The sequence below is a fragment of the Geobacillus zalihae genome (assembly GCF_030414215.1).
Classification (GTDB): Bacteria; Bacillota; Bacilli; order Bacillales; family Anoxybacillaceae; genus Geobacillus; species Geobacillus zalihae.
On the sequence record NZ_CP129217.1, the window covers coordinates 3262751 to 3279305 of the forward strand.

General features: G+C 52.6%; 14 protein-coding genes. 7 read left to right on the plus strand and 7 right to left on the minus strand.

Features of this window, described 5'->3' with window-relative positions:
- Positions 1–84: 84 nt before the first annotated feature.
- The 7 genes from QWV57_RS16450 (at position 85) to QWV57_RS16480 (ending at position 7633) form a co-directional block, all read left to right on the plus strand.
- Positions 85–993, plus strand: coding sequence for a LysR family transcriptional regulator (locus QWV57_RS16450; protein WP_015375913.1), 909 nt, complete (start codon positions 85–87; stop codon positions 991–993).
- A 100-nt stretch (positions 994–1093) separates the two neighbouring features.
- The gene (locus QWV57_RS16455) at positions 1094–1453 is read left to right on the plus strand and encodes a NifB/NifX family molybdenum-iron cluster-binding protein (protein ID WP_301100120.1); all 360 of its coding nucleotides are present in this window, start codon (positions 1094–1096) and stop codon (positions 1451–1453) included.
- Positions 1454–1531: 78 nt separating this feature from the next.
- On the plus strand, positions 1532–2653 hold the full coding sequence (locus QWV57_RS16460) for an LLM class flavin-dependent oxidoreductase (RefSeq protein ID WP_015375915.1): 1122 nt from the start codon (positions 1532–1534) through the stop codon (positions 2651–2653).
- A gap of 15 nt (positions 2654–2668) precedes the next feature.
- Positions 2669–3634: an aliphatic sulfonate ABC transporter substrate-binding protein gene (locus tag QWV57_RS16465; protein WP_015375916.1), complete on the plus strand. Its 966-nt coding sequence runs from the start codon at positions 2669–2671 to the stop codon at positions 3632–3634.
- A 14-nt stretch (positions 3635–3648) separates the two neighbouring features.
- A complete protein-coding gene (locus QWV57_RS16470) occupies positions 3649–4962 on the plus strand; it encodes an LLM class flavin-dependent oxidoreductase (RefSeq protein ID WP_015375917.1) in 1314 nt (437 codons plus the stop codon).
- A gap of 12 nt (positions 4963–4974) precedes the next feature.
- Positions 4975–6222, plus strand: coding sequence for an acyl-CoA dehydrogenase family protein (locus QWV57_RS16475; protein ID WP_015375918.1), 1248 nt, complete (start codon positions 4975–4977; stop codon positions 6220–6222).
- Positions 6223–6238: 16 nt separating this feature from the next.
- Positions 6239–7633 (plus strand): LLM class flavin-dependent oxidoreductase, encoded by a 1395-nt coding sequence (locus QWV57_RS16480; RefSeq protein WP_033005888.1) that lies wholly within the window; start codon positions 6239–6241, stop codon positions 7631–7633.
- A 78-nt stretch (positions 7634–7711) separates the two neighbouring features.
- Here the strand turns inward: QWV57_RS16480 and QWV57_RS16485 are convergent, their stop codons facing one another.
- The 7 genes from QWV57_RS16485 to QWV57_RS16515 all read right to left on the minus strand — a co-directional run bounded on the left by QWV57_RS16485 (position 7712) and on the right by QWV57_RS16515 (position 16482).
- The gene (locus QWV57_RS16485) at positions 7712–8563 is read right to left on the minus strand and encodes an alpha/beta hydrolase family protein (protein WP_015375923.1); all 852 of its coding nucleotides are present in this window, start codon (positions 8561–8563) and stop codon (positions 7712–7714) included.
- Positions 8564–8850: 287 nt separating this feature from the next.
- Positions 8851–9672 (minus strand): carbohydrate ABC transporter permease, encoded by an 822-nt coding sequence (locus QWV57_RS16490; RefSeq protein WP_015375924.1) that lies wholly within the window; start codon positions 9670–9672, stop codon positions 8851–8853.
- Positions 9672–10643 (minus strand): carbohydrate ABC transporter permease, encoded by a 972-nt coding sequence (locus QWV57_RS16495; RefSeq protein WP_015375925.1) that lies wholly within the window; start codon positions 10641–10643, stop codon positions 9672–9674. Before QWV57_RS16495 ends, QWV57_RS16490 begins: the two co-directional genes overlap by 1 nt.
- Before the next feature lie 61 nt (positions 10644–10704).
- Positions 10705–12000: an ABC transporter substrate-binding protein gene (locus tag QWV57_RS16500; RefSeq protein WP_020755473.1), complete on the minus strand. Its 1296-nt coding sequence runs from the start codon at positions 11998–12000 to the stop codon at positions 10705–10707.
- A 314-nt stretch (positions 12001–12314) separates the two neighbouring features.
- Positions 12315–13856, minus strand: coding sequence for a response regulator transcription factor (locus QWV57_RS16505; RefSeq protein ID WP_020755474.1), 1542 nt, complete (start codon positions 13854–13856; stop codon positions 12315–12317).
- A complete protein-coding gene (locus QWV57_RS16510) occupies positions 13834–15303 on the minus strand; it encodes a sensor histidine kinase (RefSeq protein WP_015375928.1) in 1470 nt (489 codons plus the stop codon). Before QWV57_RS16510 ends, QWV57_RS16505 begins: the two co-directional genes overlap by 23 nt.
- A 165-nt stretch (positions 15304–15468) precedes the next feature.
- Complete coding sequence (locus tag QWV57_RS16515; RefSeq protein ID WP_015375929.1) at positions 15469–16482, minus strand: sugar-binding protein; 1014 nt, start codon at positions 16480–16482, stop codon at positions 15469–15471.
- Positions 16483–16555 lie beyond the last annotated feature (73 nt).

Consider the following 16555-nt stretch of genomic DNA (forward strand, 5'->3'; position numbering starts at 1 on the left):
CCTTATCGTGCAAGCAGATTGCCCCTGTCGGACAATCTGCCTTTTTTATAAGGGAAAAAGAGAACGTCGAGGGGAGGAAACAAGATGGATTTGCGAACCATCCGAACATTTCAAGCGGTCGTGAAACACCGTAGTTTCCAACGAGCAGCTGAAGAATTGAACTATGCACAATCAACCGTTACCACCCATATCAAAAATTTGGAATCCGAGCTCGGCGTCACCCTCATCGAACGGGGCAAATCGTTTCAGTTGACTGAAGCAGGCCGATTGCTCAGCGAAAAAGGAGCGTTTTTGCTAAAAAGCTTCGAGCACTTGCAAAAAACCTTGAAAGAGTGCATCGAGGGCGAAGGAGGCGTCATCCGCATCGGAGCAATGGAACCGACAGCCAGCTATCGTCTGCCTGCCTGGCTGAGCGCTTTCCGGAACAAGCACCCTGCTATTTCGTTCAATATCCAAATTCATAGCAACCAAACGCTTATCGACATGGCCGAGCGTGGAGACATTGACATCGCCATTTGCGCAACTCCGGAATCGTTAACAGGGACAAGCTTCGAACCATTGTTTTCCGAGGATGTCGTGCTTCTTGTTCCTTCTTCCCACCCGTTGGCCAAACGTTCATCGATCGATCTTCACGACTTAGCCTATGAGCGCCTCCTTGTGACAAGCGCTGCTTGCCCATTTCGGCGCCATTTGGAAAAAAAGTTGATTGAACTCGATATTCAACCATTGTATGAAACCGAAGTGAGCAATATGTTGGCGCTAAAATACTACGTTCATGCGGCGCTTGGTGTCGCGGTGGTTCCAAAAATCTCCGTCACCCCTCCTCCCGAAGGAACAGTGGCGCTGCCAATTGTCGATTTTCGCCATGGACTGACCGTCGGCATCTTGCGACGATTTGCGAGTGGAGCATGCCATCCGGCAACGGAAACATGGATTCGTTTTTTGCTGGACCACTATGCGGGAGAACGTTGTACAGATCTTCATATTTTTTGAACCATCGCTTCTATTTTTTCAATTTTACAAACGGAAGTTGCTCCTTTATATTTTTATTAAACCTATTGAATTACTATGAAATTATATGGAGGGAGCAAGGATGATCATAGCTCTTGTGATCGACGAACAGGAGAACGTTGTCTCCATCATGGAAGGAGCAATCATTCGCCTTTATGACACGGATTCACAAACGTACGAAGACTATCCGAATATCGCCAAGCAACAGCAAGAGGGGCGCCGCAGTGCAGTTCTCCGTTTCGCCAAAGAAAAAGGGGCCGATGCCTTCGCTGCTCCGCCGAATACGTTTTGTGAACGGTCCTACGCTCAAGATGTCGAGCAGCACGTCCAATTTTATTTGTTGGGACATCCGATTTCGTTCCGAGAGTTCGAAAAGCGGTGGCAAAATGGTTCACTTTCATCAAGCGATCGGCTGCCAGCGGAAACAATTGTTCCTAGCTGACAAGGACGGTGCGCAATCAAAGCGAGAACGCTCTACTCTCTTTTCCCTTTCTGAAGACGATCCAAAGGAGGAGAAAAAATGGTCGAATTTATTACGATGGCCCCGACATCCGGAGACAGTACGTTCGTCGGTCTTGGCAACAATTCGACAAACGTAAACAGCTGGACCGGGACAGACGAGAATCCGGAGCGTCCGCCGACGGTAGAGTACATTGAAGCGATTGCCAAAGCAGCAGAAACCCATGGTTTTTCTACATTGCTGTTGCCGACAGGTGCAGGCTGCCTTGATTCGTTGGCTGTCGCAGCTTATCTCGCAGCGCGAACGACCAAATTGCGCCTTCTGTTCGCCGCCCGTCCTGGCGCCACTTCACCTGCTATTTTTGCCAAACAGTTGGCGACGATCCATGTTTGGACAAATGGACGGGCGTTGCCCAATATCGTGACAGGCGGTTCACCGGTCGAATTAGCGGCTGAGGGGGATTTTCTTGACCATGACACGCGGTATGAACGGACGAGGGAATACATCCATCTGTTGAAGCAACTGTTCACCCTCCCTTCCGTCACGTATGAAGGACGATTTTACCGTCTCGAAAACGCCTCGCTGTTCCCCAAACCCGCACAGCGCCCGCCGATTTATTTCGGAGGAGCCTCAGACATTGCCAAGGAAGTAGCGGCGCAAGTGGCGGATGTGTACATGATGTGGGGAGAGACATTCGAACGAATGAAAGAACGAATCGAAGAAATGAAACAAAAAGCAGCTGGTTACGGGCGAACGCTCCAATACAGCATCTCCTTTCAAGTCGTGCTGGGTGAAACCGAACGAGAAGCATGGGAACGAGCGGATGCGTTAGTCAGCCATCTATCCGAGTCAGCGAAGCAAAAAAAAGATGAACTGATTGAAAAAGGTGATTCGGTTGGCGCAAGGCGATTACACGAATTGATGAAAACAAGCGCAAAACGGCGTTTCCAAATCGGTCCAAACTTATGGACCGGGCTCACACAAGTGTTGTCGGGCAATTCCATCGCTCTTGTCGGCACCGCTGATCAAATTGCCGACCGGCTTATTGAATTCATCGATCTTGGCTTTGATTATGTATTGTTGCGTGGGTTCCCACATTTGGAAACGATTGAGCAAGTGGGAGCCTCTGTGATTCCGCTTGTTCGGGAGAAGCTTCAGCAGGCGAAGTTGTTTCATCATTGACAGGGGGGACGGAAGTTGAGAGGCAACCGTCGACTGGCAACATTGTTGCTTTTCCTATTCTTATGGGTTTTGTTGAGCTGCAGCCATGAAAAACAGCAAACACACAATAGTTCATTGACCGAGATTCGCATCGGCTACCAAAAAGGCGGAACCATCTTGTTGATGAAACATGAACATAAGCTACAAAAACAGCTCGAACAGGAAGGATATCACGTAACTTGGTCGGAATTCAACACCGGCAGCTCGATTCTGGAAGCACTCAACACTGGAAGCATTGATTTCGCTGTAGCCGGAGATATTCCTTCCATCTTCGCCCTCGCTAAAGGGGCACAATTTCGCTATATCGCTGGAGAGCCGTCATCTCCAGCCTCTGAAGGGATCATCGTACGCAAAGGACTCGACCTTTCTTCACTAGCTGACTTAAAAGGGAGAAAAATTGCCCTCAATAAGGCATCTATCGCCGAATATCTGTTGGTCAAAGCCCTGCATTCTGTCGGTCTGTCGCTTCGGGATGTACAACCTGTATATTTGAATCCACCAGACGCCAGCTTGGCTTTAGAAAAAGGAGAAGTCGACGCATGGGTTGTCTGGGATCCTTTTTTATCCGTAGCTGAAAGCAAAGGACATACATTATTAAAAGATGGAACGGGCATCGTTCCCTATCGCACCTTTTATTTCAGCTCACCTGCTATGACGGACAGCCATCCGGATATTGTTCGTCAATTCGTCCAAGCATTGCAGAAGTCAGGAGAACAAATCCGCCGCGATCCGACAGAAGCTGCACAGCTGCTTCATGAAGCCACGAATTTGCCTGTCGACACATGGATTCACGTGTTGAAAAAACGACAATCTACTGTCCACTGGATCGACCCTCAAGCGGTTCGCGACTTGCAGCAAGAAGCAGACGACTTGCGCGCGATCGGTTTCATTGAAAAACACGTGTCCATAGAAGACGTTGTCTGGAAACCAACAAACAAGTAAAGGGGCTGAGCCACATGAAACGACGACACATCAAGCTTGGACTGTTTCTTATGGGCGTCGGCCATCATATCGCCGCATGGCGACACCCCGATGTGCGGCCGGAATGGTGCGAAGATTTCGCGTTTTTTCGCCGTCTTGCGGAAATCGCGGAACAAGGGAAGCTGGACATGCTGTTTGTCAGCGACGGACTCGCCATTGAGCCGTTGTCTCACCCTGCCGAGATCGTCCGGCTCGAGCCGTTCACATTGCTCGCCGCTTTAGCAGCCGTGACCAGCCGCATCGGGTTGGCCGGCACAGCTTCGACCACATACAACGAACCATTTCACATCGCGCGGAAATTTTCCTCGCTCGACCATATTAGCCGCGGGCGAGCCGCTTGGAACATCGTTACGTCCTACTATGAGGAAGAAGCGTACAATTTCAGCCGAACGGCTCATTTGGAACATCAGCTGCGCTATGAGCGGGCGCGCGAATTTGTCGATGTCGTCAACGGTCTGTGGGAAAGTTGGGATGAAGAGGCGCTGATTCGCGATCCATCATCTGGAATCTACTTTCATCCAGAGAAGTGGCGGCCGTTGAACCATCATGGAACCCACTTCTCGGTGTGCGGGCCGCTGAACTCTTCCCGTCCGCCGCAGGGAAAACCCGTCTTGATTCAAGCCGGCTCATCACAAGACGGCATCCGTTTCGCCGTCCATGTTGCGGAAGTCGTGTTCACCGCCCAATCGACATTAGCGGACGCCCAACGTTTTTACCAAACGGTGAAACAAGAAGCCGCACGGATCGGACGCGATCCTGATCATCTATTGATCATGCCAGGCGTAGCGCCTTACATCGGGCGAACGGAACGAGAAGCGCAAGAGCAATATGAACAATTGCAAAAGTTAATCGTTCCGGAGGTCGGGTTGGCATTTTTATCTGACTACTTAGGGGGCATCGACTTTTCAGGCTATTCACTCGATGATCCGCTTCCCGACGACATTCCTGAAACAAACGGGAATCAAAGCCGGCGCCAGCTTATCATTGATTTAGCGCGCCGCGAACGCTTGACCATCCGCCAACTGTACGAGCGAATCGCTGGAGCGCGAGGGCACTTTACCATCATCGGAACGCCTGAACAAGTCGCTGATCAACTTGAACAGTGGTTTCGCCAAGGAGCGGCGGACGGGTTTAATCTTATGTTTCCGTACTATCCGCATGGACTGTCGCTGTTTGTCGAGCATGTGATCCCGATTTTGCAAAAGCGCGAGTTATTCCGTCGCGACTATGAAGGAACCACATTGCGCGACCATCTAGAACTGCCCATGCCCAATCCGATCCGTGTATAAGGAGTGATTTTATTGGTGCTTCCTGATCTGATTCCCTACTTAGCGAATGATTTGTCCCGATTGTTTGTCAAAACGGAGCGCCACGAACAACTGTTGCAACAAGCCTCTATGCTTGCGGAACAATTCCGTCCGAACATGCGGCGCATTGATGAGGAAGGAGCGTTTCCATTTGAACATTTCCAACTTTTGAAAGAGACCAACTATTTAGCCCTGACCGTTCCAGAAGAATACGGGGGTCAATCATTGTCTTTATACGAATTGATCCTCGTGCAAGAGCGCCTAAGCCAAGGCGATGCTTCCACCGGGTTGTGCGCAGGCTGGCATTTAGGTCTTGTGTACGATATTCGGGAACGCCGCACATGGAATGCGCGCACGTTTGCGTGGCTTTGCAGGGAAATCGTGAATCGAAAAGCCGTCATCAATCGGCTGGCCACCGAAGAAGCAACAGGAAGCCCGACTCGAGGAGGAAAACCGATTACAACCGCAGTGAAACGCGATGGAAAATGGATTCTGACGGGGAGAAAATCATTTGCCTCCATGGCGGAAGCGTTGGACTACTCATTGGTCACAGCCGTCATCGCCGATACGGGGAAAGTCGGGTTTTTCCTCGTCGATCATCGAAGCGACGGGATTCGCATTGAAAAAACGTGGGATATGATCGCCATGCGGGGGACAAGAAGCGATGACGTCATTTTCGATCATGTCGAACTGCCCACCGATGCGTTAGTCGAACTCGATCAATTAGAGTTCGTCAAAGGCGGGGGGAGCCGTGCTTGGCTTTTGCACATTCCCGCTTGCTACTTAGGGGCTGCCATCGCTGCCCGAAATTACGCCATTTCGTTTGCTTCGCACTATCAGCCGAACAGCGTATCCGAACCGATCATTCATCTGCCGCATGTTCGACAGAAAATAGCGGAAATGGATATGGAACTGTGGAAAGCCCGTCACGTTCTTTATTTTACCGCCGAAAGATGGGACGCCATTCCAGAAAAACGTTCAGCAATGGACCGAGAATTAGCATTAGCCAAGTACATTGCGTTAAACAGCGCCAACCGTGTCGTCGATTTGGCCATGCGCATCGCCGGGGCGAAAAGTTTGCACCGCTCCAATCCGTTGCAACAATACTATCGTGATGTGCGGGCGGGGTTGCACAATCCACCCATGGAAGATGCGGTCGTAGAATTGTTTGCATCGCATGCCATTCCGAATGGCGCTGCAATCGTTCACAACACCGGCATCCATCCGTCACCCATCCGTTGAAAGGAGGAAACAAGCCATGGATCGTCCTTTACTATTCAATGCCTTTGAGATGGCAAGTGCGATGCACAACGCCCATGGCCTATGGAAACATCCCGACAGCGAACGTCACCGCCGCTACAAAGAACTTCCCTACTGGGTGGAAATGGCGAAGCGGTTGGAAGCAGGGCTGTTTGACGCCGTTTTTTTCGCTGACGTTCTCGGGGTATACGATACTTATCGCCAAAGCCCATCCCCATCGATTCGTGATGGAATGCAGTTTCCATTAAACGATGCTTCATTGATCATTCCTGTTATGGCAAGCGTCACCACTCATCTTTCGTTCGTGTTAACGGCAAGCACGACTTATGAACATCCGTTTCATATCGCCAGAAGGTTTTCCACTTTGGACCATCTGACAAGCGGACGAATTGCATGGAATATCGTGACTTCTTACTTGCCAAACGCAGCCGCCAACTTCGGACTGGAGAAGATGATTGCCCACGACCAGCGATATGAAATCGCCGATGAGTTTTTGGAAGTGGTCTATCAGTTGTGGGAAGGAAGCTGGGAAGATGGCGCATTTGTCGAAGATCGGACAGCAGAAGTACTGATTGATCCAGACAAAATTCATCCGATCTGCCATCGGGGGCCTTTCTTTGCCGTCAAAGGCCCGCATTTATGCGAACCTTCTCCACAGCGAACACCTGTGTTATACCAAGCTGGTTCCTCAGAGAGGGGAAGAGCGTTTGCGGCCAAACATGCAGAATGCGTTTTCGTCGGTGCACCTTCTGCTGAGCGGCTGCGAGCCTACATCGGGGACATTCGCCGCCAAGCGGAACAATGCGGGCGTGATCCCGAGCAGCTCAAATTTTTCACCTTTCTGACCGTCATTGTGGGTAAAACGTCAGAGCAGGCGGAAGCCAAATTCGAACAATTGCGCCGCCTTTGGAGCGCCGATGCCGCCAAGGCTCAGTTCAGCGGAGCGAGCGGCTATGATTTGGCTGAATATGAAGGAAAGCCAGCCCATGAACCATTTTTGTTCCGTCCCACCGACCACGGACATTACAAAGCGGCTTCGCTAACCAAAGACGCTACAAAACCGCTGACAATCGGTGAGGCGTTGCAAAAAGCCGGAACGCTGACGAGAGAGTCGGTCATCATCGGAAACCCGACACAAGTCGCGGATGCGATTGAAGAGCGGGCCCGCCGCTCTGGAGTGGACGGGTTCAACCTCGTCCATCTTGTCACCCCCAAGGATTTGGATGACTTTATCGAATATGTCGTTCCCATCTTGCAACGGCGTGGACTGTACAAAACCGCCTACACAGACGGCACTTTGCGGGAGAAGCTGTTCGGGGGCGGAGCGCGGCTGCCGAGTCACCATCCCGCTGCCGCCTTTCGCTCCATTGGAGTTCATGCAAAGAGCTCATGATACGATCCATCAGTTCATGAAAGAAGGGGTGATCGAAAACCACATGCTCATTTTCGGTCAACCCCTTCGCCACTTTTGCTATATGTTTGTCTTATGAAAAACGGCTTGTTTCGCCTGGCTTTTCACCTCTCTCATCTTGTTCTCTCCTCCCCGCTCTGGGCGTTGGGAAAGCCAAGCAGCCGTAATGTCGAATAGTTGGCGCCTTGCCGAAATCGCGGAAAACGTATGGTCGGCTTCTGCAATCACATGGCTCCAAAATCGTGAATCAAGCCGTTTTCCAAACGCCTCCCGATACACATCCGCATATGCAACGGGAATATCGTGATCAGCCGTGCCATGAACCAAAAGAACATCACCAGAAAACTGTTCTGCTGCCTTCAGCGGATTCGCATGAGCAAGCGATGCAAAAAAGGAAGGGGGCAATACATATCCACGGTGCTCCACCGTTTCTGCATCGACTTGTCCTCGCCCTTGTGTGGCAATGCGGACGATATCTTGATAGGGATAGGCCACAGGCGCCCACAGCACCAATCGGTCGACACGCCGATCCAATGCAGCTGTGGCCGTCGCCACCGCCCCTCCCAAACTATGGCCGAGAAGCACAAGCGGTCGACGTTCAAATGACGGAATGCGTTCCACTGCACAAATAACATCTCTCGTTTGTCGAATGAAATCATCAAATCGGTTGTTTCCGTACTCTCCGCTGCTCTCCCCGCAACCAGCATAATCAAAACGGACGACTCCGGCTCCGGCCGACGCAAATCGTTCCGCTGCTTGGACAAACAACCGATCCACACCAATCCGCGTACCGATAAACCCATGACAAATGACAACAACAGGCGCATCATCATGATCAACCGACACGGGTGGATCATGAATCGAAACCGCCAAACGTTCCCCTCCGCTCTCAATATATTGGAATTGAATCAACTGCTCTCTCCCCTTTCACCTGCCTTTAATTCATAGTAAATAAATAAGAATACTATGTTTATGTTATTTTACTACGCTTTTGCATAGCCGTCAACCGTCTCTGATCCTAGCCACAGGCAACCATCGGCTGACACACTAAAGGTTGCCAACAAAAGCACTATCTTCTTTACCTGAAAAGAAGATGCCCCTAAAAGCGGAGGGCACCTTTCATCACACTTGTATACATTTCCAAAAAGCAACAGCCTCCGTAAGTAAAATCGACGCAACGGGTGCACCTTCTTTTTTGCTCACCCCTTCACCGATCCGGCAAGCAAGCCGCGGACGAAGTATTTGCCGAGGAAGATGTACACAAGCAAGGTCGGCAGTGCGGCAAGCAAGGCTCCTGCCATTTGCACGTTCCATTGGACGATTTGGCTGCCGGATAGATTTTGCAAGGCGACCATGATCGGCTGTTTGTCGGATGTCGTGATCGTCACCGCGAACAAAAACTCGTTCCAAATGTTTGTAAACTGCCAAATCGCCACGACGACGAACCCGGTAATCGACAGCGGAAGCATAATATACCGGAAAATGCGGACAAATCCCGCGCCGTCGATTTTCGCCGACTCGATCATCTCATCCGGTATCGCGGCGTAAAAATTGCGGAACATGAGCGTCGTAATCGGAATGCCGTAGACGACATGGACGAACACGAGCCCCGGAATCGTGTTGTACAGCCCGATTTCGCGCAAAAACTGGATGAGCGGAATGAGAATGCTTTGATACGGGATGAACATGCCGAACAAAATGAGCGTAAAGAGCGTATCCGCTCCTTTAAACTTCCATTTCGACAGCACGTAGCCGTTGAGCGCCCCAAGCAGCGCGGAGAGCAGCGTCGCCGGCACGACGAGCAAAATCGAATTCCAAAAGTTCGGGGCGAGCTTGTCAAAGGCTGTGGCGTAGCTGCTCCAATCGATCGTTGACGGCAGTTTCCACATGTCGGCCAGTGTCACTTCATCAAGCGGCTTCAAGCTCGTGGCGACCATGACATACACCGGCATGAGGAAAAACACGCTCATGGCGATGGCCAATGCGTACAAAAACGGCCGCGCCCACACGGATCTCGCCATCACGATCCCCCCTTCCGGCTTGAGATAAGATACGGAACGATAAAGATGGCGACCGACAGCAGCATCACGATCGCAATCGCCGCGCCGTTGGCGTAATAGTTGCCGCGGAACGTCGTTTCAAACATGTATACGCCCGGCACATCGGTGACAAAGTTCGCCCCCGGCCCGGTCATGGCGTAAATCAAATCGAAAATTTTCAGCGAAATATGGGCCATAATGATGATGACGCTGACGGTGATCGGCCGCAGCAGCGGCAAAATGATTTTCCAATACAATTGAAACTCGGTCGCTCCGTCCATCCGCGCCGCTTCCCGCACTTCATCCGGAATGGCGCGCAGGCCGGCGAGATACATCGCCACCGCAAATCCGGTCATTTGCCAGACGGCCGCCACGACAACAGCAACGATGGCGACAGGAACGCCAAATTCGATTTTCCCCCAATGGAATCCGCCAAGGATGTTCGTATCCGTATACCATTTTCCATCAAGGCCAAGCGGTTTCAAAAATAGATTCACACCCGTTGACGGGTTGAACAGCCATTGCCACACGACTCCGGTGACGACAAAGGACAAAGCCATCGGGAAAAAGAAAATATTGCGGAACAGCGACTCGCCGCGCAGCTTTTGGTCAAGCAAAATGGCAAGCAGCTGGCCGAGCACGATGACGGCGGCGATAAACAACACCGTAAACACGAGCGTATTGCGCAAGTCGGCCTGGAAGCGGAAATCATGAAACAAATACAGATAGTTTTTCAACCCGGCAAACGACCAATCCGGTACAAGGGAGTTCCAGTTGCTCAACGACACATACCCCGTCCAGCCGATAAACCCGTACACAAATAAGAAAATCAGTACGACCGACGGCGCCAAAAACGCCGCTGCCAGCCAATGATCGGCCGTCCATTTCCGCTTTTTCCGCACCGCCGGGACGGCCGTTGCCTTCTCCGTCGTTGTGACGTTGACCGTTTCCACTACGATTCCTCCTCATGATGGCGAAAAGGGGAAGAGAATGGCTCCCGTCCCCTTTTCTCCATTATTTCTTCAGTTCTGCTGCAGCCGAAGCCAACGTGTCGATGAACGTCTTCACATCTTTTTGCGTCACGAAAATGTTGACGGCCTGATTCACCTTCGTGACAAACCCTTCCGGCGCTGCGGAGCCGTGGGCTAAGCTCGGCGCCAATTCGGCTGTTTTGAAGTCTTGCATCGTTTGTTTGCCGTATTCATCGTACTTGGACGGATCCGCGTCGATGCGGGCCGGGATGGAGCCTTTCAGCGGGTTGAACGCATCTTGCCCTTCCACCGAGCCAAGCACCGCTAAAAATTTCTTTACATCATCCGGGTTTTTCACGCCTTTCGGCAGGCCGAACGTATCGGTAATGACCATAAACTTGCCTTCCGTATTCGGCACTGGCACATAGCCGAAGTCTTGGTTCACCTTCAATTTCAAATCGTTGACAAAATAGCCTTTCACCCAGTCTCCCATCACGTACATGGCCGCTTTTCCTTCGGCAACGAGCTGGGCGGCGTCTTGCCAGTTGCGCGAGCTATGGTCTTCGTTAATATAGCCAAGCATTTTCTTAAACGTCTCAACGGCTTGTTTCACTTGTGGGTCGTTAAACGACAATTCGCCCGTCCAAAGCTTCTTGTAGTTTTCCGTTCCGAGCGTGCCAAGCAGCACGTTTTCAAACAGGTGCGTCGCCGCCCACGGCTCTTTGTCGCCCAAGGCGAGCGGCGTAATGCCTTTTGCTTTCAGCTTATCCGCCGCTTGGAAAAACTCGTCGAACGTTTTCGGCGGCTGGAGTCCGTTGTCGGCAAAGATTTTTTTGTTGTACCAGAGCACGTTGCCGCGGTGAATGTTGACGGGCACGGAGTAAATGTTGCCGTCTTTGCTTACCATATCGATAAGCGCTTTCGGGAATTTGTCCATCCAGCCTTCTTTTTCATACAAATCGTTGAGCGGCTCCATTTTGCCAGCCGCAACCCAGCCTTCATTCAGCTCCGCTCCGCCGTGCACTTGGAACGTTGATGGCGGGTCGTTCCCTTGCATGCGGCTCGCCAACACCGCCTTGGCGTTCGTTCCGGCCCCGCCGGCGACTGCGGCGTTTTCGACTTTAATATCCGGATATTTTTCTTGGAACAGTTTGATGAGCGCTTTTAAGCCGTCTTCCTCGCCGGCTCCCGTCCACCAGCTGAAAATCTCGAGTTTCTCTCCCGCTTTTTGGCTGCCTTGTTTGGCGTGATCGGATGAAGAGTTCGAGCTGCTGCAGCCTGAGAGCGCCATCCCAATTCCAAGCGCCAACGCCAGCCATGCGGATGCTTTCTTTCTCATGGTTCTCCCCCTTTGTCTTTTGTTTTTGAAACCCCTTTCAACATCGAGTGTACCATGCGCTGTCCAGCAAACGGCGGCTTGATTTCTTCACTTTTTTGCGTTTTTCTTCACTTTTTTGTTTTCCGTTCTCCTGTCAGGCAAGCGGTGCAGCGGACAGCCATTTCGCTTTTATGGCGCGAAAAAAGCCCGTCTCCCCATCCAGGGGGCGGGCTTCGTTTCAGACGCCGGAAGAGGGCGGGGCAGCCTGCTTTGTCTGCGGGACTTACCTTTTGACTTGCCATGCACCTTCCTTGTTGGAGACAGCACTCCCCTTGTCAGCGCGCCTGCACTTTTTTCCGGTATTCGCTCGGCGACAGGCCGGTCTGCTTTTTAAAGACGCGGCTAAAATAGTTGGGATCGTTGTAGCCGACTGAAAAACAAATTTCTTTTAAGCTTTGGTCCGTCCCAGCCAGCGCTTCTTTCGCCCGTTCGATGCGCACGTTCGTCACGTAGTCGATAAAGGTGATGCCAAAGTGCTCTTTGAACAGTTTGCTGAAGTAGTACGGGCTCATCCCGGCTTGTTCCGCCACTTCTTCAAGCGTCAGCGGCTTGGCGTAGTGGCGGTCAATGTAGTCTTTCGCTTTGCCGAGTTTGCCGTAGGCTTGCTGCTGGCGCCAAACCTCGAGATCAGCGGCGATGCGGTCCAGTTCATCAAGCGCCGCCCGCTTCAATTCTGCCGCCGACCGGCAGGAAGCAAAGGAAGCGAGCCGCTCATAACGAATGCCCAGCTCCGATAGAAGACGCCCGAGCCACACAAAGGTCTCTTCCGCTTTGCGACCGGCGGCCGGCAGTGAATGAGAAGAGGCCAGTTCCTCTATATACGTCAGACAAATTATCCGGGCTTGCTCGATGTCGCCAAGGCGCAGCGCTTCAAACAGCTGTTTATCCCGTTCCGCTTCCCCGCCGGCGCGCGTCGCTTCCGCCGGCAGAAACCCCACTTGTGCTTTTTGCCGGTCGGCGTAATAATGAGCGGCCGACAGCGCCTCATAGTACGAGGAACGAAGTTGGTCAAGGCGGGAAAACGGGGAGCCGAGCCCGATATACAGCGCGGCGCCGTACCGGGCGGAAAACTGCCGCGCCAAATCGAGCGCCAATGCCTGGACGGTGGGCTTCCAGGCCGGCTCGCCATCGTTTGGGCTGCGGAAAAACAAGACCGGCAGGCGCCGGTTCGCCATCCGCCCTATCCAATAGCGCGTTGGCGCCTTCCCGCTAAGCTGCTTGTCCAGCCATGATTTCCATTCGTCAGCCACCCCTGCATCCGGGAACTGAATGACCATAAACATTCCCGAGGCGATCGAAAACGGCAGCAGTTCCTTCCACCGCTCCCACTCATCAGCCGATACGTCTTCTGTCATGAGGACAGACAGCCATTCGCTTTCCACAAGCGTCTGCAACCGGCGAATCTGCTCCTCGAGCTGGCGGCTGCTCTCCTCGTGTCGCCGCTTGGCCGCCACTTCTTGTCTGACCCGTTCCAAAGCCGAAATGACCTCCTCCTTCCGGCTCGGTTTCAATAAATATTCCTTGACGCCAAACCGCATCGCTTGTTTCGCATAGTCGAACAAATCAAACGCCGACACAATAATGAACTCAAGATCCAATCCGTCTTGGCGAATCGCTTCGATGGCTTGCAGCCCGTCAAGGCCGGGCATTTTGATGTCTATAAGCATCACATCCGGGCGATATTGCTTGGCAATGTCAATGGCCTCGCGCCCGTTGGCGCCCTCGGCGACCACCTCGATGTCCGGAAGGTGGTCGTGAATCATTTTGCAAAGCGCTCTTCGCTCCAACGCCTCATCATCGACGATCGCCACTTTCACCGTTCATCCCCCCTTGCCATCTTGGCAGCCATAACCGCACCGTCGTTCCGTTTCCTAGCGCAGACTCGATTTCAGCCACATCCATCACTCCGTAAAACAGCTGCAGCCGGCGAATGACATTGCGCAAGCCGATGCCGGTCGAATGGCCGCGCCCTTGCTCACGGCGCGCCGGCGGTTCTTCGCCGCGGATCAACGCCTCAAGCTCCGCTTTCACCTGCTCATCCATGCCAACGCCATTGTCGCGCACTTCCACAACGACCCGCCCATTGTCGGCGAAAACGGAAACGGACAGCTCGGCTCCCTGCTCGTACGTCTCAATGCCATGGATGAACGCATTTTCAATCAGCGGCTGCAACGTGAGCGGCGGAATCGGTTGATCGAGGCAAGATGGTTCCGCCTCTAACGAAAACTTGATCCGATCAAAAAACCGCGTCTGCTGGATGAAGAAATATTCACGGGCGATGCGCACCTCATCGGCAAGCGTCACCGTCCGCTGCAAATCGCCCAAGTTGTAGCGCAAAATGGCCGCCACCGCTTCAATCAGCCGCGACGTTTGCTGGGCGTCCTCCAAGTACGCCATCTTCGCAACCGTGTTCAGCGTATTGAATAAAAAATGCGGATTGATTTGGCTTTGCAAGCTTTTGAGTTCCAGCTCCTTCACCAGCCGGTCGAGCTCAGCCTTTTGTTTCATCTCCGCAATCAGCTGCTTTAAATTGCGGCGCATATCATTAAACGTGATCGTCAACAATCGCAGTTCGTCATTCGTCGTCGGCTCCACATCCGGCCCGTCCAGCCGCCCGTCAGCGATGGATCGGGCAGCGCGCGAGAGAAGAATGATCGGCTTCGTTACGTGGCCGGAAAAGAACACCGCCAGCAAGGCGCCAAGCAACAACGTCGTGACAAACAATCCCATTCCCATATAGCGGAAATAGCGGTTGCGCCGCTCCACTTCATCGTACCGCCGTTGGTAGGCCGTCAGCTCATCGTCAATCAAGTTTAACGTTTCCTCTTGCAAAAAGGACGCAATGTTCATCGTTTCATGCAAGTGGGACGAGTACAAGCCAATATTTCCAGCTTGAAAATGATAGACCGTCAGCGCCGCCTCCTCCAGCAAACTTTCAATCATATGTTCATAGTTTTCCGCCGCCAACCGATCGGACAGCACTGGCAAGATGGCGCCGAGCTGCCGGCGGCGTTGCTGCAGCCAGCGGAACTCCCGCTCATAAGCGCGTGCATACCGTCCTTCTTTTTCCGAGACGTACGCATTGAGTTGTTCGGTCATCCGATTCGTCCGCTGCGACACCTCATTCAGCAACAGCAATCGGCGCATCCGTTGATCATAATCGCTCATCATCTCTTCGCTCGTCTGATACAAAAGAAACACCGCTCCGTTGAGCAAAAGCAAAAACACGGTAAAGCAAAGCAGCATCTTCGTCCGAATGTTCATCTCGATTCCACCCCGCTGTCACCGGCGCTTTGTTGCCTGCATCGCCCTGCCGCTTCAAGCCGAACGTGTTCGAACGTCAAGGACGGCCATCTCTCATGCTTTAGCGGTGTTCGCCAACCTTTCTCCGCTTTCAGCCCCCTCCCTACGGAGGCTTGGAAGGCGCCTTCATGGCGTGTTGACCTCATAATGGCGCGCCGGGCGCAGCGGCAAATCCTCTTTTCGGATCACTTTCGTCTCCGTATTCGTCACCGCCGGCACGTCTCTGCCGGCGACGATCTCGGCCATCATGTTGACCGCCTTGTATCCCATTTCATACGGCTCCTGCACCACGGTCGCCGCAATCGTTCCTTTCTGCAAATAGCGGATCGTCTCCGGAAGCGTATCAAAACCGATAATATACGTCTTTTGCTCGCGGTGAAACTGTTCCACCACTTGGGCAATACCGATCGCATCAAGCGCGCTTGTGCCGTAAAACGCATTCACATCCGGGTGCTTTTTCAAAATCGTATACGCCTTTTCCGCGGCTTGCACACGCGTAATGTGCGACTCTTCGATGGCGACGATGCGGATGCCTTTTTCCTGTCTCACCGCATCCTCAAATCCGCGCACTCGCAGCTGTTGGTGCGCCGCCGTCAAACTGCCGGTAATAATCGCGACCGTCGCCTTGCCCTTCGTATCCTCAGCCAACGCCCGTCCCGCGAGAAAACCGGCATAATAATTATCCGTTCCCACATAGGCGACACGTCGGCTCGTCGGGGCATCCGTATCGATCGTCACTACAGGAATATTCTTGTCCGTAATTTCGTTAATCACGGGGACAAATTCCGCTTCCGTCAACCCTTGTGTGATGATCCCATCGACTTTCGCCGCCGCAGCTTTTTTCAAAATGCGCAAATGCTCATCCATATTCGCCTGCCGCGGGCCGATATACTCAAGATCAACCCCCAGTTCTTTCGCCGCCGCTTTCGCTCCTTTTTCCACGAGCCGCCAGTAATCATTATCGAGTTCCTCTGGCACAAGCACGAAATGATAGGCCTCTTTTGTTTTTTCCGGAACCCGTTCCTTCTCTGATTTCGGATACGCATACACGTTCCAAGCGCAATAGGCGGTGAAGGAAGCGCTTGCAAAGAGCAGGGCGATGCCGCCCCCGTAAAACAGCCGTTTCCACCAATCGCGCATCTTGATCCCTCCTACCGCCATTGTACACGAACGTCGGGGCGCTAGCCTAGACAAAAGAAAATGGATGCCGTGT

Excerpts from the sequence above, each read along its gene's own strand:
- QWV57_RS16480 (WP_033005888.1), top strand. The coding sequence starts at position 6,239 with ATGGATCGTCCTTTACTATTCAATGCCTTTGAGATGGCAAGTGCGATG.
- QWV57_RS16460 (WP_015375915.1), top strand. The coding sequence starts at position 1,532 with ATGGTCGAATTTATTACGATGGCCCCGACATCCGGAGACAGTACGTTC.
- QWV57_RS16450 (WP_015375913.1), top strand. The coding sequence starts at position 85 with ATGGATTTGCGAACCATCCGAACATTTCAAGCGGTCGTGAAACACCGT.
- QWV57_RS16500 (WP_020755473.1), bottom strand. The coding sequence starts at position 12,000 with ATGAGAAAGAAAGCATCCGCATGGCTGGCGTTGGCGCTTGGAATTGGG.
- QWV57_RS16510 (WP_015375928.1), bottom strand. The coding sequence starts at position 15,303 with ATGAACATTCGGACGAAGATGCTGCTTTGCTTTACCGTGTTTTTGCTT.
- QWV57_RS16490 (WP_015375924.1), bottom strand. The coding sequence starts at position 9,672 with ATGGCGAGATCCGTGTGGGCGCGGCCGTTTTTGTACGCATTGGCCATC.
- QWV57_RS16455 (WP_301100120.1), top strand. The coding sequence starts at position 1,094 with ATGATCATAGCTCTTGTGATCGACGAACAGGAGAACGTTGTCTCCATC.
- QWV57_RS16470 (WP_015375917.1), top strand. The coding sequence starts at position 3,649 with ATGAAACGACGACACATCAAGCTTGGACTGTTTCTTATGGGCGTCGGC.
- QWV57_RS16515 (WP_015375929.1), bottom strand. The coding sequence starts at position 16,482 with ATGCGCGATTGGTGGAAACGGCTGTTTTACGGGGGCGGCATCGCCCTG.